Source organism: Sporolactobacillus laevolacticus DSM 442 (assembly GCF_000497245.1).
In the GTDB taxonomy this organism is placed as follows: Bacteria; Bacillota; Bacilli; order Bacillales; family Sporolactobacillaceae; genus Sporolactobacillus; species Sporolactobacillus laevolacticus.
On record NZ_AWTC01000009.1, the window covers coordinates 36,594 to 55,354 of the forward strand.

General features: G+C 43.7%; 16 protein-coding genes. 10 read left to right on the forward strand and 6 right to left on the reverse strand.

The genetic code is table 11. The annotated features are described in order from the left end of the window. The first annotated feature begins 18 nt into the window (after positions 1 to 18). Genes P343_RS28775 through P343_RS28785 form a run of 3 tightly spaced genes read left to right on the forward strand, consistent with a single transcriptional unit; the run spans position 19 to position 3,319 of the window. Positions 19 to 1,017 carry a thiamine pyrophosphate-dependent dehydrogenase E1 component subunit alpha gene (locus P343_RS28775; protein WP_031263971.1) on the forward strand — a complete coding sequence of 333 codons (999 nt, stop codon included), beginning with the start codon at positions 19 to 21 and terminating at the stop codon, positions 1,015 to 1,017. Between the two features lie 12 nt (positions 1,018 to 1,029). Beyond that, positions 1,030 to 2,013 (forward strand): alpha-ketoacid dehydrogenase subunit beta, encoded by a 984-nt coding sequence (locus P343_RS28780; RefSeq protein WP_023510304.1) that lies wholly within the window; start codon positions 1,030 to 1,032, stop codon positions 2,011 to 2,013. A gap of 19 nt (positions 2,014 to 2,032) precedes the next feature. Then, positions 2,033 to 3,319 (forward strand): dihydrolipoamide acetyltransferase family protein, encoded by a 1,287-nt coding sequence (locus P343_RS28785; RefSeq protein WP_023510305.1) that lies wholly within the window; start codon positions 2,033 to 2,035, stop codon positions 3,317 to 3,319. Positions 3,320 to 3,476: 157 nt separating this feature from the next. Here the strand turns inward: P343_RS28785 and P343_RS28790 are convergent, their stop codons facing one another. The 5 genes from P343_RS28790 to P343_RS28810 are packed head-to-tail and all read right to left on the reverse strand — an operon-like array spanning position 3,477 to position 8,476. After that, on the reverse strand, positions 3,477 to 4,058 hold the full coding sequence (locus P343_RS28790; protein WP_023510306.1) for a shikimate kinase: 582 nt from the start codon (positions 4,056 to 4,058) through the stop codon (positions 3,477 to 3,479). Positions 4,059 to 4,070: 12 nt separating this feature from the next. Next, positions 4,071 to 5,204 carry a bifunctional chorismate mutase/prephenate dehydratase gene (locus P343_RS28795; RefSeq protein ID WP_023510307.1) on the reverse strand — a complete coding sequence of 378 codons (1,134 nt, stop codon included), beginning with the start codon at positions 5,202 to 5,204 and terminating at the stop codon, positions 4,071 to 4,073. Beyond that, a complete protein-coding gene (aroC, locus tag P343_RS28800; RefSeq protein ID WP_023510308.1) occupies positions 5,204 to 6,307 on the reverse strand; it encodes a chorismate synthase in 1,104 nt (367 codons plus the stop codon). The genes P343_RS28795 and aroC overlap by 1 nt, the downstream gene beginning before the upstream one ends. After that, positions 6,300 to 7,580 (reverse strand): 3-phosphoshikimate 1-carboxyvinyltransferase, encoded by a 1,281-nt coding sequence (aroA, locus tag P343_RS28805; protein WP_023510309.1) that lies wholly within the window; start codon positions 7,578 to 7,580, stop codon positions 6,300 to 6,302. Before aroA ends, aroC begins: the two co-directional genes overlap by 8 nt. Positions 7,581 to 7,612: 32 nt before the next feature. Further along, positions 7,613 to 8,476, reverse strand: a complete 864-nt coding sequence (locus P343_RS28810; protein WP_023510310.1) for a prephenate dehydrogenase — start codon at positions 8,474 to 8,476, stop codon at positions 7,613 to 7,615. Between the two features lie 783 nt (positions 8,477 to 9,259). Here P343_RS28810 and metG point away from each other — a divergent pair. After that, positions 9,260 to 10,897, forward strand: coding sequence for a methionine--tRNA ligase (gene metG, locus P343_RS28815; RefSeq protein ID WP_023510311.1), 1,638 nt, complete (start codon positions 9,260 to 9,262; stop codon positions 10,895 to 10,897). A 99-nt stretch (positions 10,898 to 10,996) separates the two neighbouring features. Here the strand turns inward: metG and P343_RS28820 are convergent, their stop codons facing one another. Continuing rightward, a complete protein-coding gene (locus P343_RS28820; protein WP_023510312.1) occupies positions 10,997 to 11,869 on the reverse strand; it encodes a LysR family transcriptional regulator in 873 nt (290 codons plus the stop codon). A gap of 127 nt (positions 11,870 to 11,996) precedes the next feature. On the opposite strand from P343_RS28820, the gene P343_RS28825 reads away from it, so the two are divergent. From P343_RS28825 to rnz, 6 genes are all read left to right on the forward strand, one after another. After that, complete coding sequence (locus tag P343_RS28825) at positions 11,997 to 12,956, forward strand: DMT family transporter (protein WP_023510313.1); 960 nt, start codon at positions 11,997 to 11,999, stop codon at positions 12,954 to 12,956. A 298-nt stretch (positions 12,957 to 13,254) separates the two neighbouring features. Beyond that, a complete protein-coding gene (locus tag P343_RS28830) occupies positions 13,255 to 13,926 on the forward strand; it encodes a response regulator transcription factor (RefSeq protein ID WP_023510314.1) in 672 nt (223 codons plus the stop codon). Continuing rightward, positions 13,926 to 15,002, forward strand: a complete 1,077-nt coding sequence (locus P343_RS28835) for a sensor histidine kinase (RefSeq protein ID WP_023510315.1) — start codon at positions 13,926 to 13,928, stop codon at positions 15,000 to 15,002. Before P343_RS28830 ends, P343_RS28835 begins: the two co-directional genes overlap by 1 nt. A 305-nt stretch (positions 15,003 to 15,307) precedes the next feature. Then, entirely contained in the window at positions 15,308 to 16,426 is a 1,119-nt protein-coding gene (locus tag P343_RS28840) for a M20/M25/M40 family metallo-hydrolase (RefSeq protein WP_031263975.1), read from the forward strand. Positions 16,427 to 16,469: 43 nt separating this feature from the next. Further along, a complete protein-coding gene (locus P343_RS28845) occupies positions 16,470 to 17,684 on the forward strand; it encodes a DNA polymerase IV (RefSeq protein WP_023510317.1) in 1,215 nt (404 codons plus the stop codon). 52 nt (positions 17,685 to 17,736) lie between these two features. Then, positions 17,737 to 18,672: a ribonuclease Z gene (gene rnz / locus P343_RS28850; protein ID WP_023510318.1), complete on the forward strand. Its 936-nt coding sequence runs from the start codon at positions 17,737 to 17,739 to the stop codon at positions 18,670 to 18,672. Positions 18,673 to 18,761 lie beyond the last annotated feature (89 nt).

Consider the following 18,761-nt stretch of genomic DNA (forward strand, 5'->3'; position numbering starts at 1 on the left):
GTAAACAAGGCAGAAACGATTGTGAAAAATCGTCACGAGGAACTAGGGTTATCAGATCAGGATGTACTGGATATGTACACCTTTATGTTGAAAGCACGACGTGTAGATGAACGACTCTGGCTGCTAAATCGTGCAGGCAAGATTCCATTTGTTGTCTCTTGTCAGGGGCAGGAAGCGGCCCAGGTCGGCGCCGCACTCGCATTAAATCGAGACAAGGATTATGTCGCTCCGTATTACCGCGATTATGGTTTTGTTTTCGCATGGGGCATGACAATTAAAGAAATGATGCTGAACAATTTTGCAAAGGCTGAAGATCCCAATTCGGGAGGGCGTCAGATGCCGGGGCATTTTGGTTATAAAAAACTACGCATGCTTAGCCATTCATCACCGGTGACGACCCAAAATCCGCATGCGGTCGGCATTGCGCTTGCTGCAAAGCTGAAGGGTGACGACATTGTCAGCTTCGTTACATTTGGTGAAGGTTCATCAAATCAAGGCGATTTTCATGAAGCCGCCAATTTCGCAGCGGTTCATAAACTCCCGGTTATTTTCTTGTGCGAAAATAACCACTATGCTATATCGGTTTCGCTCAGCCATCAGCTTGCTTGTGAACATGTTTCGGATCGCGCGACAGGTTATGGGATGTATGGGAAATCGTTTGATGGAAATGATCCACTTGCCGCTTATGCAGCGGTCAAAGAGGCTGCGGATCGCGCGCACCGCGGGGAAGGACCAACCCTGCTTGAAGCGAATTGCTACCGGATAATGCCGCACACAAGCGATGACAATGATATGACGTACCGAACAAAAGAGGAAGTTAACGAAGCTAAAAAACATGACGGTGTTTTGACTTTTGCAAGCTATTTGCGTTCGGTCGACGTCCTTTCAGAAGAAATAGAGAAAGACTTGGAAGAACGGATTCGCAAGGAAATTGATGAAGCGACTGATTATGCAGAAAAGGCTCCGTTTGCCGATCCCGATTCTGTTCTCCGCTATGTCTATGAGGAAAAGAACTGAGGGGGAGAGTATATGCCAGTAATTTCGTATATTGAAGCCGTAACTCAGGCAATTGATGAAGAAATGAATCGTGATGAAAATGTGTTTGTATTAGGGGAAGACGTTGGCAAGCGCGGAGGCGTTTTCCAAGCAACGAAAGGTTTATATGAGAAATATGGAGAAAATCGTGTGATCGATACACCACTCGCTGAATCGGCGATCGCTGGCGTAGGCATCGGAGCGGCGATGTATGGCATGCGTCCAGTCGCTGAAATGCAATTCTCCGATTTTATGCTACCTGCAGCTAACCAGATCATCTCGGAAGCGGCTAAAACACGGTATCGTTCTAACAACGATTGGTCCGTTCCATTGACGATTCGTGCGCCATTCGGAGGTGGCGTTCATGGCGGTTTGTATCACTCTCAATCAATGGAAGCAATATTTGCCAATGTACCCGGTTTGAAAATTGTGATTCCTTCTACGCCATATGATGTTAAAGGCTTGCTTAAGGCCTCAATTCGTGACAATGATCCGGTCATCTTTTTCGAGCATAAACGAGCTTATCGATTAATTAAAGGCGAGGTACCGGAGACAGACTATGTTGTGCCGCTTGGCAAAGCAGATATTAAGCGCGAAGGTACAGATGTAACGGTGATCACATATGGTCTTATGGTGCATTATGCGCTTCAGGCAGCGGATAAGCTTGCACAAGAAGGGATCTCGACCCATATTCTTGATCTGCGTACAGTTTATCCACTGGACAAAGAGGCAATTATTGAAGCAGCGCGAAAGACAGGAAAAGTATTGCTCTTGACCGAAGATACAAAAGAGGGCAGCGTTATCAGTGAGGTGGCAGCAATCATCGCTGAGCATTGTTTGTTTGATCTAGATGCGCCCGTCAGGAGACTTGCAGCCCCGGATGCGCCGGCGATGCCATATGCCGGTCCACTGGAACACGCGTTTATGGTAAAACCTGAACAAGTGGAAAATCAAATCCGCGATTTAGCTGAATTTTAATAAGGACGGGGGCAGCAACATGAGTGTGGAACAAATGGCGATGCCGCAATTAGGCGAAAGTGTAACCGAGGGAACGATCAGCCAATGGCTGGTTTCCGTCGGCGATGAAGTAAAGAAATATGATCCGATTGCCGAGGTGACAACGGACAAGGTCAATGCTGAAATCCCATCTAGTTTTTCCGGAAAAATCACCGCGCTACTCGTTGGGGAAGGCGACACGCTGCCAGTTGGCGAACCCATCTGCGCAATTGAAGTTGAAGGTACTGAACCGGCGATTGAAAAGTTGGCAAAGAGCACATCTGCAGCGCGCAATCTTACTGAGACAGAGCAACAAGATACATCAATGAAAAAACGCTATTCTCCGGCCGTCCTTCGGCTTGCTCAGGAGCATAGTATCGATCTTGAAACTCTAGAAGGAACAGGTAGGAGCGGACGCATTACGCGTAAAGATGTGGAGCAATACATTGCTTCCGGACAAGCGACAGATAAGATTCAGAAAAAGGAAGAGACGACATCAGAGCAGCCCGGTGCGGCTTGTTTCTCTGAGGCAGTGGCTAAGGCAGCGTCAAAGCCGACACCGGCACCAAGGCAATATCAGAATGAAGCAGGCGATCATGTCGTGGCGCTGACTGGTGTCCGCCGTGCGATTGCGACAAATATGGTACGCAGCAAGCATGAAATCCCTCATGCTTGGACGATGATCGAAGTTGATGTCACCAATCTTGTGAACTATAGAAATCAGATTAAGGGAACCTTTCTTAAAAAAGAAGGGCATAAACTCACGTACTTGCCGTTTTTCATCAAAGCAATTGTTGCGGCACTTAAAGAATTCCCTAGAATCAACAGTACATGGGCAGGGGACAAGATTATTGAGAAAAAAGCGGTTAATATTTCGCTTGCTGTTGCCGCTGATGAAGCGCTCTATGTTCCTGTCATCAAAAATGCGGATGAAAAAAGCATTAAAGGATTGGCTTTTGCGGTTGACGAACTTGCCTCGAATGTACGTGAAAACCGTTTGTCACCTAATGATATGCAAGGCGGTACATTCACGGTAAACAACACTGGATCCTTTGGCTCTGTTCAATCGCAGCCGATCATTAATTATCCTCAGGCGGCTATTTTATCCATCGAATCGATTGTCAAACGTCCGGTTGTGGTGAACGACATGATTGCTATTCGGGATATGGTCAATCTCTGTATTTCAATCGATCACCGTGTGCTTGATGGGCTGATTACCGGTCGTTTTTTAGCCCGTGTCAAAGAATTACTGGAAAACATCAATCCGGAGAACACTCCTATTTATTAATAAAATACTTATCAATGATACAAGCGTCGGATCCAGAGTCCGGCGTTTTTATTATGGAATAATAGTTCTTTACTGGATATGTTTTAGCAAACAGATAGATTGCAAAATAAAGACCCTTGGCCATATAACAGGTCAAGGGTAATTCATTTCAAGGAAACTATTGATTATTTTGCAAACCGTATTTTTCTTTTAGAATCGCCACGAATTGATCGACGGCTTCTTTCTTCGTTCCACAATTATTAATGGTATGATGAGAAAATTGCCGATAGAGCGGTAGCCGCTGATTGTATAGTTCGAGAATATGGTCACGATTGTCGGTGAGCAACGGGCGATCTTTAATCTCGACTTCCTGATAGAGGAGTTCAATCGGACGGTCAATAAAAAAGACAATACCACGCCTTGCTAGGTAATCCATATTTTCCGGGCGAGTAACAGCACCGCCTCCGGTAGCAATAATGGTTCCATGCGCAAGGCTGGCTTTACGAATGACCTCAGTCTCAATTTTTCTAAAATGATCTTCACTGACAGTGAACAGACTCGGGATGTCTCCGTAGTTTTGTGTGATGACGACATCAGTGTCAACAACTTGTCGTGTCATATGCTCTGACAGCAGCTTAGCTAAAGTCGTTTTTCCACTGCCTGGCATGCCGATGAGCACGATATTATGGCTTTGAAAGGCTTGTTTTAAGCTTGCCATCGCAGTGAATGAGTTCTTGTTTGGCCCATTTACATGTACCATAAATTTCTCCCCTTAAGAAAGCTGATCATGGCGATAGCTGCCTAATATTTTGTATGTTTCACAGATCCGGCCGACATCCTTTAGCGCCGATTGAACCGAACTTTGGTGTAAGCCGCCTTCAAGATCAATATAAAAATCATAATGCCATGGATTATTTTCCATTGGCCGAGCAGTAAGATTAAGAAGGTTCAAATTGTGCTGTGCAAAACAATGCAGCAGCTGGTACAAGCTGCCGGAAACATGAGGCACTCGGCAAAAAAGACTCATTTTATCTGTATCTTGCTGATAAATGGGTTGTGAACGAATGACCGCAAATCGTGTAAAATTATTGCCGGGATTCTGAATGTCTTCTTTCAAAATAATCAATGGGTAGCAGTCAGCAAGCTGCGGAGAACCAATAGCTGCAATACTGCGATCATCAGTTTTGGCTAACTCAGCAGCGGCACTGGCTGTACTTGTTCTCGGTTCGCGTCTAAAACCAATTTGATCAATATAGAGGCTGCACTGCTCCAGAGCCTGAGGATGAGAGATCACCTTTTTGATCCCATCAACGTTTGTGCCTGGCAAACCGAGAAGGCAGTGGCGAATGGGCAGCACAACTTCCCCAACGATGAAAATCTGGTGATCCCGGAAGAGATCTAATGCCTGCGCAATACTGCCATTCAAAGAGTTTTCAACCGGCAAGATGCCATATAACCATGTGCCTTGGATCACCCCTTCGACGATAGATCGAAAACTAGAGGCAGGAATTCGGTTTATTTTGTCCCCAAAATAGTTTTCCGCTGCTTTATCTGAGAAAGATCCTTGTTCACCGAGATAGGCGACGCCTTGAGCAGTTGATGGGTATTCTTTGTTTTCGCTATTAATGGGATTCTCTACATTTATTAAGCTGTGCTGATAGGCTCGACTCAGTGCCATCAATTGCCTGAAGAAGGTTTCATGATAATCCTTTAAATCTTCTCGGTCTGATCGTGCCTTCGCTTTGTCTATGACTTCTTGTTCCCGCTGATTATCCAAAACATGATTGTCATGTGCAGCCTTATAATTTGCAACTGCCCGTGAAACAGCCATCCTTTGATTTAGAAGGGTGCTCAGCTGTTCATCAATCGCGTCAATTTCTTGACGATAGGTGTGCAATTCATCCATTATACATGCTCCAATCCCTGATAGAGGTAATAAGCATCAAGCAATGAGAAGGCAATAGCTGCTTCAATAACAGGAACTGCGCGCGGAACGATACAAGGATCATGTCTTCCTTTAACAATTAACTCAGTCTTTTCACCATTTTGCATATTAACTGATTGCTGCGGTTTTGATATTGATGCAGTGGGTTTGATAACAACATTAAGCACAATCGGCATGCCATTGGTAATGCCACCAAGAATACCGCCATTGTGGTTTGATAGGGTGACGAGCCGCCCATCATCATCCATTTTATCGTACGCATCATTCGCTTGACTGCCCCTCATCGCGGCAAGATCAAAACCATCGCCAAACGAAACGCCTTTTACAGCAGGCACTGCAAAGAGCATCGAGGCTATGCTGCTTTCAAGGGCGTCAAATATAGGTGCCCCAACGCCTGAAGGAGTTCCGATCACCGCTGCTTCGATGATCCCTCCAGCAGAATCGCGATCCATTCGAGCTGCTTCTATAATTTCCTTCATCTGTTCACCTGACTCATCTGTGATGACCGGAAAATTTTTCTGGGCAATGGCCTCGAACTGATCGGCGGTCACTTTGATGGGATCAAAACGTTCATCGTCGACAGGACCGATGGATCGGATGTGTGCACCTACATGGATGCCTTTATTCTCTAAAATCTGACGAGCAATTGCACCTGCAAACACAAGGGGGGCGGTCAGGCGGCCTGAGAAGTGCCCGCCGCCGCGATAGTCTTGAAATCCGTGATAATGAGCTTGTGCTGTATAATCAGCATGACCTGGCCGTGGGACGATATTCAAATTGGCGTATGCCTTTGATTTTTGGTCCTTGTTTCGAATGAGAAAAGCGAGCGGTGTTCCAGTTGTTCGGCCTTCGAACAGTCCACTCAGCACTTCCCACGAATCGTCTTCATGTCTTTGTGTCGACCAACGATTTTGTCCTGGAGCTCGGCGTTTCATTTGAAAGGCAATGGCATCGAAATCGACAGCAACACCGGGAGGCAAGCCATCGATGACTCCACCAATTGCTGTACCATGCGACTCGCCGAAAATAGATAACTTGATTTGACTTCCCCAACAACTACTCATTGCAAACGCCTCCTAATTGTTTAACCACTTCGTAAAACTGAGGCCATGATTTGGCTACCGATTCGGCATCATCTATAAGCACCGGCTCTTTTGCGGAAACTGAAAGTGCTGATAACAGCATGGCTAGCCGATGATCATTGCAAGCAGACACTCGGCCACCATGGAGCGATGCGACCCCGTCAATGATCATTCCGTCTTCCGTTTCCTCTACACGCGCACCTAATGCTGTGAGGCTGCTTGCGACAGAGGTGATTCGATCAGATTCTTTGTCCCTTAGGCGCCGACCGCCTGTGATCACGCTTCGTCCGTTCGCAAGTGCCATGGCTCCGGCGATTACCGGTGCCAGATCAGGCGTTTGTGATACATCAACTGTACGTGCTTGAAGATGAGAGCGTTCTGCAACGAGACGATTTCCTTGCCAGCTCAACTTTCCGCCCATGGCTGATAATATATGTTCAATCGCTCGGTCTCCTTGACAACTATCTCGCTTAAGACCTGTGATTTCCACGTGGCCTCCAAGTACACCCATTAAGAGAAGAAAGGCTGCCTGAGACCAGTCTCCTTCAACTGTATAATCTGTTGAATGCGGTTGTGCGGCTTGTACGTGAATGTTGTTTTCTTTTCGACTCACTGAAATTCCGAAATCTTTGAGCACCTCACGAGTGATCTCGACATATCCACTCGACTCCAGCTGATCAATGATGGAAATGGTGGAATCTCCGTTGAGAAGCGGAAGCGCGAACAATAAACCGGTGATAAATTGTGAACTGATTTTTCCTGAAATAGGAAAAGTTCCTGGATGTAACCTGCCTTTCACATGCAGCGGAAATTGTTTCGGCTCTTGCTCCCATTCGATATGTTTTGATTCGAACAGGATTCGGTAAGGTTCTAAAGAACGCTGTCCCAATCGCTTTGTACCTGTAAAAACACCTTCCTCGCAAGTCGCAAGTACAATCGGAATAAGGAATCGTAATGTGGAACCAGATTCATTGCAATCTATGCGCGGAATGGAAGGCTTTACTGATTGATCTCTTCCGCTTACTTCTAGTGAAACAGTGGATGCATATTCTACTTCCTTTTTAATAGTGATCTTTGCTCCAAGTGCTTCCATTGCCTGTATCGTTGCTTTTATATCCTGTGAAAGGATGACCGGTTCTATCCGGCTGGTCCCCTGTGACAAAGATGCGGCAATGATGGCGCGATGTGTGTAGCTTTTCGATGGGGGAATTGTTGCGTTCCCCTGATAAGCAGATGATGATATCTGCAACAACATGATAAAACCTCCAAAACAATAGAATCAAAAGCTCATCCAAGTTCTTTCTTAATTGATGCTGCTTCTGTTAAATAGTTTTCTAAGTTCGCTTGATCACCATTCTGAATGAGTTGTTCCACTTCAGATAATTTTTCTATAAACAATTGTATTTCAGGCACTAAGTAGTTCCGATTACTGATGAACAGCTCAGACCACATCTTGCCGTCAATTGATGCTACTCGGCTAACATCTTTGTAGCTTCCCGCTGAAAATGATTTTGGCTGTCTGCCTGATGCTTCCTTCATGTACACCACGGAGAGTACATGAGGGATCTGGCTCGTATACGTTATCATGTGATCATGTTGCTCAGGAGACGAGAGAAAAACATTGCTGCTGCCTAGTGCATGCGCGAGTTGGCGCACTAAATCAATGGATGCTTCTCGATTCGTCTGCAAAGGCGTAATGATGTAATTGCATCCATCAAAAAGGGTTTCCTGTGAATAATCGAATCCACCTTTTTCACGACCGGCCATTGGATGGGCCGGTACATAATCAACATCTTTTCGTAAATGTTTTTGTATCTGATCAAGCATGGAGGTTTTAATCCCGCAAATATCGGTAATAACAGAACCGCTTCGGAATTTTTCATGATTGGTTTGCACAAACTTAATGGTCTCACTAGGAGTAAGACAAAGAATGATGAGTGTAGCCTCTTTCAAAAGATCAGTAACCTGATTCTGTTCATTATGCAAAAGGCCTTCTTGACGTGCTTGCTGAAATATATGTTGATTCGCATCTATTCCTATTAGATCGGAACAGCCGTGCCGTTTTAGGGCTTTTATGATTGATCCACCCATGAGTCCAAGTCCAACCACTCCGATTGTTGCAGATTGAAACGTACTGGAGGCATCATCCATTGAGTGTCAACTCCTCTTATTTTTAAAAACTTGGCGCTTTATCCAATCGCTTATACGGTTTCCTTCTAAAATAATTGCTATCCTAGATGAAAAAAAGAGAACTCGTATGAGCTCTCTTTTTGGCATGTACAGATTGTATCGTCCGATAGGAAACTCATTAGGGCTTGAAGTATTTTGTTGTATACAAAGAAGCCTGGAAATAATAATAGCCCCAGTTCGTAAAGCTTCTAAAGTATACAGCATACTTCTTATCCAATGGTCGTTCCCCCTCGATTAGTTAAAAACTATTCTAGTTGTTGTGCCACATCCTGTCAACCCTGCGAAGAAATTGAGAAGTTTAACCGTTTAATCCGGTGGACATATTTGTTTAAGAACTCATTCTTATCTTGTTAATTGCGTTCCGTATGATTATAATAAATGTAAAATTTTATAAAGTGACACGCGATGAAGAGAAAAAGTAGGTGGCGAATCTTTTCACAGAGAGCTTCGATACGGTGAAAGAAGCAAAGAAATGCTATCCGAAAAATGGCCTTGGAGCGGCATACTGAGTTTTCGCAGGGACTCTGCTAGTCCATTCCCAGCACCGAATCAGCTAGGCTATGACGAGTAATGGTTCTCGTTATAAAAACCACAGTATAAGAGCTATTGGAAGCTCCGTACTTGCAGAGACTAATGATGTGAATTATTAGTAAAATTAGGTGGTACCACGTGGATTATACCCTCGTCCTGATGCAATTGCATTAGGACGGGGGTTTTTTGCTTTTATTAAAAGGAGGAATGATCATGGCTGTTTTAATTGCGGGTGCATGGCCTTATGCTAATGGTGAGCTTCATCTGGGGCATTTGTCGAGTTTATTGCCGGGAGATATCTTAGCGAGATATTTTCGTCAGAAAGGGGAGGAGGTTCTGTACGTGTCGGGAAGCGACTGTAATGGCACACCGATTTCGATTCGCGCTCGTCAAGAAGCTGTTTCAACTCAAATCATTGCAGATCGATACCATCGATCATTTAAGCGATGTTTCGATAAGCTGGGTTTTACTTTTGATTGCTACACAAGAACGGACACGCCGCTGCATCACGAAATCGTTCAACACCTTTTTCAAAAGCTTTATGATCACCAGTATATTTATCATAAAAAGGTGAAGCAAACGTATTGTGAGTATTGCAGCCGATTTTTGCCGGACCGTTATGTAGAGGGGAAATGTCCGCATTGTGGTGCCAATGCCAGGGGGGATCAGTGCGAGCGTTGTTCAACAATTTTGGATCCGCTTGAATTAATTGATCGAAAATGCAAAATTTGCGGTAGAACACCAACAGAACGTGAAACAGAACATCTTTACTTTTCACTGAGCCATTTTCAGGAAACATTGGAACAATACGAGGGAGATGCTGAAAAACAGCATGCCTGGCGGGAGAATGCGATAAATTTGACGAAACGCTACCTCAAGGAAGGTCTTCAGGATCGCGCTGTGACACGTGATTTGCCTAATGGTGTCCCTGTGCCGATCAAAGGATTCGAGGATAAGAAAATATATGTCTGGATTGAAGCGGTATCTGGTTATTATTCGGCATCAAAGCAGTGGCAAAAGCAAACGGGTAAGGATGTGTCCCGTTTTTGGAATGAGGATACCGTTTCGTATTATGTTCAGGGCAAAGATAACATTCCTTTTCACACAATTATCTGGCCTGCTGTACTTCTTGGCAATGACATCCGGTCTCTCCCAACGCATATTGTATCGAATGAATACTTGACACTGGAAAAGAAAAAATTATCAACCAGCAAAAATTGGGCGGTTTGGGTACCCGATCTCATTGCACGTTATCATCCGGACACAATTCGCTATTTCATGACCATCAATGCGCCGGAAACCCATGATGCCGATTTTTCCTGGCGTGAATTTATTAACAGCCACAACAGTGAATTACTAGGGGCCTATGGTAATTTTGTAAATCGAACATTGAAATTTATTGAAAAAATTGAGGGTTTTGTATCAAGTACGTCAATTGCTGATCAGGAGGTTCAGGACAAGATAAACCTTTTGTATGCTGAAACAGGACGGCTGATCGAATCCGCCCATATTAAGAAAGCGCTGGAGAAAATTTTTGATTTTGTCCGTTATTGCAACAAATATTTTGATGTTCATGAACCATGGAAACTGCTTGAAGAAGATAAGGACACCTGTTGCCGTATTCTAAATACATGTCAGATTATGATTGCAAATCTAGCCCAGCTGCTGGCGCCTTTCCTTCCTTTCTCAAGCCAAGAGGTACAGAAAATGCTAGGATTAGGACACTTAACCTGGCAGCCCATTATCAGATTGGAAGCAAAACCAGTGAGTGTGCACCCGTTATTCCAGAGAATTGAACGTTCCCAAATTGATGCGGAAATTGATCGATTATATAATGGGATAAGAAGGTAAATGCGATGAAAGATCGATCTTTCCTGGTGTGGATAAGTTTAAAAATGTACGTGATTCATTAACTATTCTTAGAACGAAAGCGCGGTGAGAGCCGCGCTTTTACTCGTTCATTGACTCGATAATTTCTTGGGTAACTTCCGCGAAACACTTTGCAGCAGGTGAGGGAGGATTTCGTGTTGCAAAACTGATTGTTCTGTAGTTGTCGGATGAGAGTGGAATAGCTTTCAATGGCATGATATTTTCAGGGAGAACTAATTCGGGCAAAATGCTGATACCAAGATGGTGGGCGACCATTGCCAATATAGCGTTTTCCTCCATCAGTTCAAACCGGACATTTGGTTTGCAATGATTCTCCGCTAAAATTCGTTTGACCTCATGATAACCACCGAAAGCCGGCATGATGAATGGCTCTTCCTCAAGCTGGCTGAAAGAGATGGTGGATTGCGTGTAAAGCTTGCTTTCAGGAGATACAATGCAAAGGATACGGTCTTTCTTTAGTGGCGTCACATGAAAAGGCTTGAAAGCCAACTTATTGATGAAACCGCAATCCAGCTCACCACGGATCAACGCTTCCTCAATTTCTTTATAATTGCCCTCTGATAAGCGAATTTTCACAAAGGGATATTTTTCATCCATCGTTTGAATAATTTGTGGGAGCAGATGCCTGGATACACTGGTGAAAACACCGACTGAAACGGTCCCTTTCGTCACACCTAGAAGGGCAGAAGCTTCCTGATGTATTTTTTCATCCATTTGCAGCACAGTACGAATGGATGGCAGCAGCAGATCACCTTCGCGTGTCAAACTAATCCCTGAACGATCTCTGTTAATTAGTAGAAATCCAAATTTATTTTCCAGACTTGTGATGGCATGACTCACTGCGGACTGCGTCAGGCCAAGTTGATCCGCCGCCTTTGTAAAACTGTTCACATCCACTACTTTAGCAAGAATTTGATATTTGATAAGGCTCATTTTTAACCTCGATTTCCGAATGAAATATATTCATAGTTATAATTATAAACATTCATTTTATTAATACCAGGATACCCCTTATACTAAAAATGGAAATTGATTAATCGGCGAGTGAGGGCTGTAAAAAATGAATCAGAAAAAAGCGGATTTAATGCTTGTGATCGTGACGATCTTCTGGGGATCCTCTTACTTATTTATGAAAACAGGACTTGATACACTAGACACTTTTAATCTGATTGCACTCAGGTTCTTGATTGCTTTTGTAATTACTGCAGCGATTTTTTATAAATGGCTTAGAAAAACAGATTGGATCACACTTTTTTATAGTTTATGTCTTAGTGTGGTCCTTTTAGGAGTTTTTGTATTTATTATGTTTGGTATGAGATCGACTTCTGCCTCGAAAGCGGGTTTTCTAGTCAGTCTTACTGTTGTTTTTGTTCCACTTATTGAGGCGCTGATTGTTCGCAGAAAGCCGGAACGGAAAGTGGTTGCAGGCTCTTTTCTATCTTTGTTAGGCATTTACTTGTTAACAGGGGGAGGCGGATTGCATGTTGAGGCAGGCGATCTGTATTGCATCCTTGGCGCGTTATTTAATGCAGTCTATATCGTATTTGCCGATCGATTTACAAAACGCGTGAATGCGATCGCATTTGGGGTTTGGCAAATGGGTTTTGCCGGGGTGTTGGCACTAAGCATTTCCAGCTTTATTGAAGAACCTAGTTTACCGCAAACCCCAGACGCATGGATCTCTGTATTAGGACTAGGCCTTCTTTGCAGTGCTGCCGGATACATGATGCAGGCAATAGCGCAAAAATTCACTACGTCAATTCACGCAGGAATGATTTTCACACTGGAACCGGTATTTGCGGCATTTTTTGCTTATCTTCTTACCGGGGAACAGCTTTCTTCCAGAGGTTATGCAGGTGCTGTTCTTGTATTAGTAAGTATCGCAATAACGGAAATTCGTAGCGCTTTTTTTAAGAAACTTACGTTATCCTTTATAAACGGTGTGCGGAATGTATGCTTAAGTGTAGCAGAAAAATACAATAGGACCACCCGCACCTTAAAGCGTCTTTTGAAAATTTAGGTTTTGTTACAGGATCGTGTTCAATGCGTCGAAAGGATAACAATGATCTATTATTGAAAGCAGGATCTAAGGCATTGACTGAGTGTGTGAGCACTTAATCAGTGTCATTTTTTATTATTGGGAAGTATTCTGCTGGCCCGGACAAGCTTTGAGAGAACCATGAACGAGGGAAGTTCGAGCATGTGAACATTTATTTCTGTTCAGTTAAGGGTTGATTCATTTTCTGTTCATAGTTACACTGCAAAATAAAAAGATGAAAGAGTCGCTATGAGAAGGAGCTAGAAAGGAGCTAGATGTGATGAACAAAATACTCGTCGTTGATGATGATCCACATATTCGCGAGCTGGTTACCGTTTTTCTTGAGAATGAAGCGATGCCTTGCATTGAAGCAGAGAATGGAAAACGTGCACTGGAAATACTGGAGGAAGAATCAATCGGTTTGATCGTATTGGATATCATGATGCCGGAGATGGACGGGTGGTCGTTCTGCAGTGAAGTACGAAAGACATGGCAGACACCAATTCTGATGCTGACGGCAAAAGGCGAGACGATGCAGAAAGTAAGAGGTTTTAAACTTGGTGCAGATGATTACCTCGTTAAACCCTTTGAACCCATTGAACTCGTCATGCGTGTTAAAGCCTTGCTCAAGCGTTATCAGGTCTCTGTTTCGCAAACTGTGCGTGTTGGTAAATTAAGTTTGGATCGTAAATCCTATACGATATTCAACGGTTCTGAATCAATCATGATCCCAATGAAGGAATTTGAATTGCTGTTTATGCTTGCTGGAACACCAGGGAGAACATTCACCAGGGATGATCTGATCGAAAATATCTGGGGATTTGACTATGAGGGTGATGAACGTACGGTTGATGTGCATGTGAAGCGGCTTAGAGAACGATTCATAAGTGATAAGTTTGGGTTTGAAATTAAAACTGTCCGAGGACTCGGATATCGATTGGAAGAAGTATAATGCAGAAAAGTGCAATGAGACGATTGAGGGCATATGGATTAGTTATTTTACTTCTACTGTTACTCAATGCTTTTTGGGTTTTCTTTTACATGATCCTCGGGTTTGCGCTTAAATGGTATGGTTTCGGTGTGTCCCCTCTTGTTCTTCATATAGTGAGCGCATTGCTTGGAATCGTTCTGTTCGGATTCGTCATGACTCAAGTGGGCAAGTTTCTGCGGCCAAAACGTATGACCTATTTTCAAACAATCATTCAGGCGATGAGGCAAATGGCAAAAGGTAATTTTGAGATCAAGCTGGATATGCCGATCCCGGAGGAAGGTAAGCATCGCCATAATCCTTTTATCCAGCTTGCCGATAGTGTCCACTATATGGCAAAAGAGCTTGGCCAGCTCGAGCGGGTGCGCCAAGAATTTATTTCTAATGTCTCTCACGAAATTCAATCACCTCTGACATCGATTAAAGGCTTCGCAAGAGCATTGGAAAATGAGAACCTTTCCAAAGAACAGCATGATCATTATTTAAGAATTATTCAAACGGAAACCGACCGTCTTTCGAAATTGAGTGATAACCTGTTAAAATTGACTGCTCTTGAAAATGGCAGACACCCGATGCACATGACCCAATATCGTCCTGATCGACAAATCAGGTCATGCTTGCTGGCACTTGAACCTCAGTGGAGCAAGAAAAACTTACGAATGAACATTGAACTTGATCCGATCACAATTCATGCTGATAGTGAATTAATGAATCAGGTTTGGATGAACTTGATTCACAATAGCATTAAATTTACACCTGAAGATGGTGAAATAAAAATAGAGCTGAAAAAAGAAAGTGATGGGATTTGGTTCCGTTTGTCAGATACAGGCGTTGGGATCAAGAAAGAAGATTTTGTCCATCTATTTGAACGGTTTTATAAAGCAGATCGATCCCGCAATCGGAAGCAAGGCGGAAACGGACTGGGGTTGTCAATTGTAAAAAAGATCATTGATGTGCATCAAGGGGAGATTCATGTCCGCAGTGACTATGGCAAAGGCACTACTTTTTCTATCAAGCTGGAGGAAAGCGGAGTCGAGTAACCTTGCAGCGTCCATCTTATTAGAGTGTCTGACCGACAATCGCTATAATAAACACAGATACGGTCGATAATACGAGTGCGCCTATTACAAGATATATAACCAATTTAAATAATTTTTTAGGCATGAGAGAGAAGGTCCTTTCCTTTTGAATTATGTACTTATTATAGTAGAAGATCACGGCCATTTTCAATCATGATTCGCTAAATTGACGCTGCCAGTGTGATAAAATGAATAGGTAGCAATCGAATCGGGTGAGAATGAACAGAGCTTTATCTTTCTTACCGCGAATGAAATGGGTGAATGAATTGGTAGATGAAAAGCGATTAGTCGACAGTTTTTGTGAATTAGTCAAGGTGGATTCTGAGACAGGGAATGAAGCCCAAATTTTTCAAGTGCTCAAGAGCAAATTTGAAGCGCTAGGCCTTGATGTTAAGGAAGATAAGGCGAAGGAAGCAACCGGACATGGCGCAAATAATCTCATTTGTACATTACCAGGTACAAAGAAAGGAACGCCAATCTTTCTAGGTACTCATATGGACACGGTCTTCCCTGGCCAAAACGTCAAACCGATGATTGCAGATCGTTACATCACTTCCGACGGTACAACAATTCTCGGATCCGATGATAAGGCGGGTATTTCTGCGATTCTTGAAGCACTTCGTGTTATTAGTGAAGAACAGTTGGATCATGCAGATGTACAGGTGATTGTGACCATCGGTGAAGAATCCGGATTGTTAGGTGCTAAGGCGCTTGATACTTCATTGGTCCACGCTGATTATGGTTTTGCGCTTGACAGTGACGGACCGGTTGGTGATATTGTTGTTGCTGCTCCATATCAAACAAAATTTATTGTGGATCTCTATGGAAAGACAGCGCATGCGGGTATTGAGCCTGAGAAAGGTGTTTCTGCGATTACGTTGGCGGCGAAAGCGATCGCCAAAATGCCACTTGGCAGAATTGACAAGGACACGACAGCGAATATTGGCCGTTTTGAAGGCGGGAATGCCACGAACATCGTTTGCGATCATGTTAAAATACTTGCAGAAACACGATCGCTTGCAAAAGATAAAATGGACAAGCAAGTGAAGCGAATGACTGAAGCTTTTGAAAGCACTGCTGAGGAAATGGGCGGAAAAGCGGATGTTCAAGCGGACTTTATGTATCCAGGCTACCGCTTCAGTGCGGACGATGCTGTTGTCCAACTTGCAGCTAAAGCTATCGAAACCGTTGGCAGAACACCACACCTGTTACAGAGTGGCGGAGGCAGTGACGCCAATGTCATTTGCGGTAAAGGCATTCCAACGATCAATTTAGGTGTGGGTTACGAAAACATTCACACAGTTAAAGAAAAGATTGCGATTGACGAGCTAGTGAAGACGAGCGAACTTGTTCTTGCGCTTATTAATCAAGCTATTGAAAAGTAACAAGCAATGACCCGGACTAATCCGTTGGAAGGATGATTAAACGATGGTGAGCGCAAGAGTCATTTTTCATATTGATATGAATAGTTTTTACGCTTCTGTAGAAATCGCCAATCATCCTGAATTAAAAGGTAAGCCACTCGCTATTGCCGGGAAACCGGAGGAGCGTCACGGCATCATTGTGACAAGCAGTTACGAGGCAAGAAAAATGGGAATCCGCACGACTATGACTGTTCAGGAAGCACGTAAACTCTGTCCTGGGCTAATTGTCAGACATCCTGATTTTTATTTGTATCGTCACACATCGGAACAGTTATTTGAAATGCTTAAGGGGTATACGCCGCTTGTTGAAAAGGCGTCGATTGACGAGGGATATCTAGATGTCAGCGCGCAGATCGACCCAACGCATCCGCTCAGTCTTGCAGAGGATATTCAAAATCGTATTGCACGTCAGCTCCATTTGCCGTGCAGTATTGGTATTGCACCTAATAAGTTTCTAGCAAAGATGGCTTCAAATATGAAAAAGCCTATGGGTATGATTATCATTCGAAAGCGCGAGCTTCAAGAGAAGCTTTGGCCGCTTCCGATTGGGAAAATGCATGGGGTTGGTCCAAAAACGGAACAAAAGTTTCATACAGCCGGGATACTGACGATTGGTGATCTTGCTAGGCAAGATCCACATTTCATCGCCGCAAAATATGGATCAAACGGTCAAAGGCTCTATGAACTCGCAAACGGTGAAGATGCTCGTCCGGTTGATCCCGATGCTTGGGACCGCTATAAAAGCATTGGACACTCAGTGACTTTGGCCCGTGATACACGGTCCATTGATGTAATTCGCGATACATTGCACAAGCTGGCGGAAAAATTAACGCTTCAGCTAAAAAAGGAACATGTAACAAGCTATGAGCTCATGTTGACCATTCGCTATAAGAATTGGACTACAGTAACACGACACCGAACCACTGCACAACCAATACGAAATCGGGACGAGATCGAAGGACTTGCCTTTTCTATGTTCCGTGAAAATTGGAACGGCATCGCTGTTCGATTGCTCGGTATTACGTTAGCAGCTTTTCAATCCATCAGCGAGTCAACGAAACAGCTCGATCTCTTTACTTATCAGCAGGATGCCAAAACAGAGCGCTTAATAGGATTAATCGATGAGCTTAATAATAAATTTGGCGATCATGCCCTGAGCCCGGCAGTACGTTTGCTTGAAGATAAACGTTCCGCTCGGCAAGATGGCATGAATTCATAATCATTGATGAGAATCAAAGAGATAGTGTTTATGAGTAAAAAGGGTGGATAGAATGAACTTTACTTTTTTAGGCACGGGGGCAGGGATGCCGGCAAAAGAAAGAAATGTCACATCACTGGCTTTGGGATTTCCAGAATACGATGGAGATCTATGGCTATTTGATTGCGGCGAGGGCACCCAACGGCAAATCCTTTATACTCCAGTGAAATTGACGAAACTGACCGTTATTTTTATCACACATTTGCATGGTGACCATCTTTTTGGCTTGCCAGGTATTCTTGGTAGCCGATCCTTCCATGGGGCGGAAAGCACTTTGCAGTTGGTGGGACCAAAAGGTTTAAAAGAGTATGTTGAAACATCTCTAAGACTATCTGGTACTCATCTGTATTATCCAATAGCCATTAATGAAATCGAAACAGAAGGCAAGGTGTACGAGAATGCGCACTTTGTTGTTACAGCCAGCGAGTTGGATCATGGCATTAAAAGCTATGGATACAGAATTACAGAAAAAGACCAGAAAGGCGAGCTCCTCGTTGATAAACTTAAAGAAATCGGAATCCCCCCTGGCCCGATCTATAAACTAATTAAGGAACAGGATCAAGTTCAGCTTCCGGACGGAACCATGCTTGAGACAGCACCATTTATTGGTGAAAAGAGAAAAGGCCGCATCGTCACAATTTTAGGTGATACGCGGCCATGCAGTGCAGCCGAATTGCTTGCAAGGGATGCGGATATGTTGGTACATGAGGCGACTTTTCGAGGTGATTCCGAAAGGCTCGCTCATGATTATCATCACTCAACTTCGCTCCAAGCAGCAGAAACAGCTCGACAAGCCTTGGCAAAAACGCTGATTTTAGCTCATTTGAGTTCACGTTATCAGAAAAAGGAACAAACAGCCCTACTCAATGAAGCTAAAGCGGTATTCCCACATACATATCTGGCGCATGACTTATGGGACTATCAGTTAAAGCTTCAACCAAGGTCTTAAAGAAATGGTGTGAGCAAGTATATCGATAAACGTTTCTCCATCTTAATTTACGTTTTAATTGTATGACAAAAAGAGGTTCCCTTCGAAAA

Coding starts and splice junctions, on each gene's coding strand:
- P343_RS28780 (WP_023510304.1), top strand. CDS start 1,030: ATGCCAGTAATTTCGTATATTGAAGCCGTAACTCAGGCAATTGATGAA.
- P343_RS28785 (WP_023510305.1), top strand. CDS start 2,033: ATGAGTGTGGAACAAATGGCGATGCCGCAATTAGGCGAAAGTGTAACC.
- P343_RS28790 (WP_023510306.1), bottom strand. CDS start 4,058: ATGGTACATGTAAATGGGCCAAACAAGAACTCATTCACTGCGATGGCA.
- P343_RS28795 (WP_023510307.1), bottom strand. CDS start 5,204: ATGGATGAATTGCACACCTATCGTCAAGAAATTGACGCGATTGATGAA.
- aroC (WP_023510308.1), bottom strand. CDS start 6,307: ATGAGTAGTTGTTGGGGAAGTCAAATCAAGTTATCTATTTTCGGCGAG.
- aroA (WP_023510309.1), bottom strand. CDS start 7,580: ATGTTGTTGCAGATATCATCATCTGCTTATCAGGGGAACGCAACAATT.
- P343_RS28810 (WP_023510310.1), bottom strand. CDS start 8,476: ATGGATGATGCCTCCAGTACGTTTCAATCTGCAACAATCGGAGTGGTT.
- metG (WP_023510311.1), top strand. CDS start 9,260: ATGGCTGTTTTAATTGCGGGTGCATGGCCTTATGCTAATGGTGAGCTT.
- P343_RS28820 (WP_023510312.1), bottom strand. CDS start 11,869: ATGAGCCTTATCAAATATCAAATTCTTGCTAAAGTAGTGGATGTGAAC.
- P343_RS28825 (WP_023510313.1), top strand. CDS start 11,997: ATGAATCAGAAAAAAGCGGATTTAATGCTTGTGATCGTGACGATCTTC.
- P343_RS28830 (WP_023510314.1), top strand. CDS start 13,255: ATGAACAAAATACTCGTCGTTGATGATGATCCACATATTCGCGAGCTG.
- P343_RS28835 (WP_023510315.1), top strand. CDS start 13,926: ATGCAGAAAAGTGCAATGAGACGATTGAGGGCATATGGATTAGTTATT.
- P343_RS28845 (WP_023510317.1), top strand. CDS start 16,470: ATGGTGAGCGCAAGAGTCATTTTTCATATTGATATGAATAGTTTTTAC.
- rnz (WP_023510318.1), top strand. CDS start 17,737: ATGAACTTTACTTTTTTAGGCACGGGGGCAGGGATGCCGGCAAAAGAA.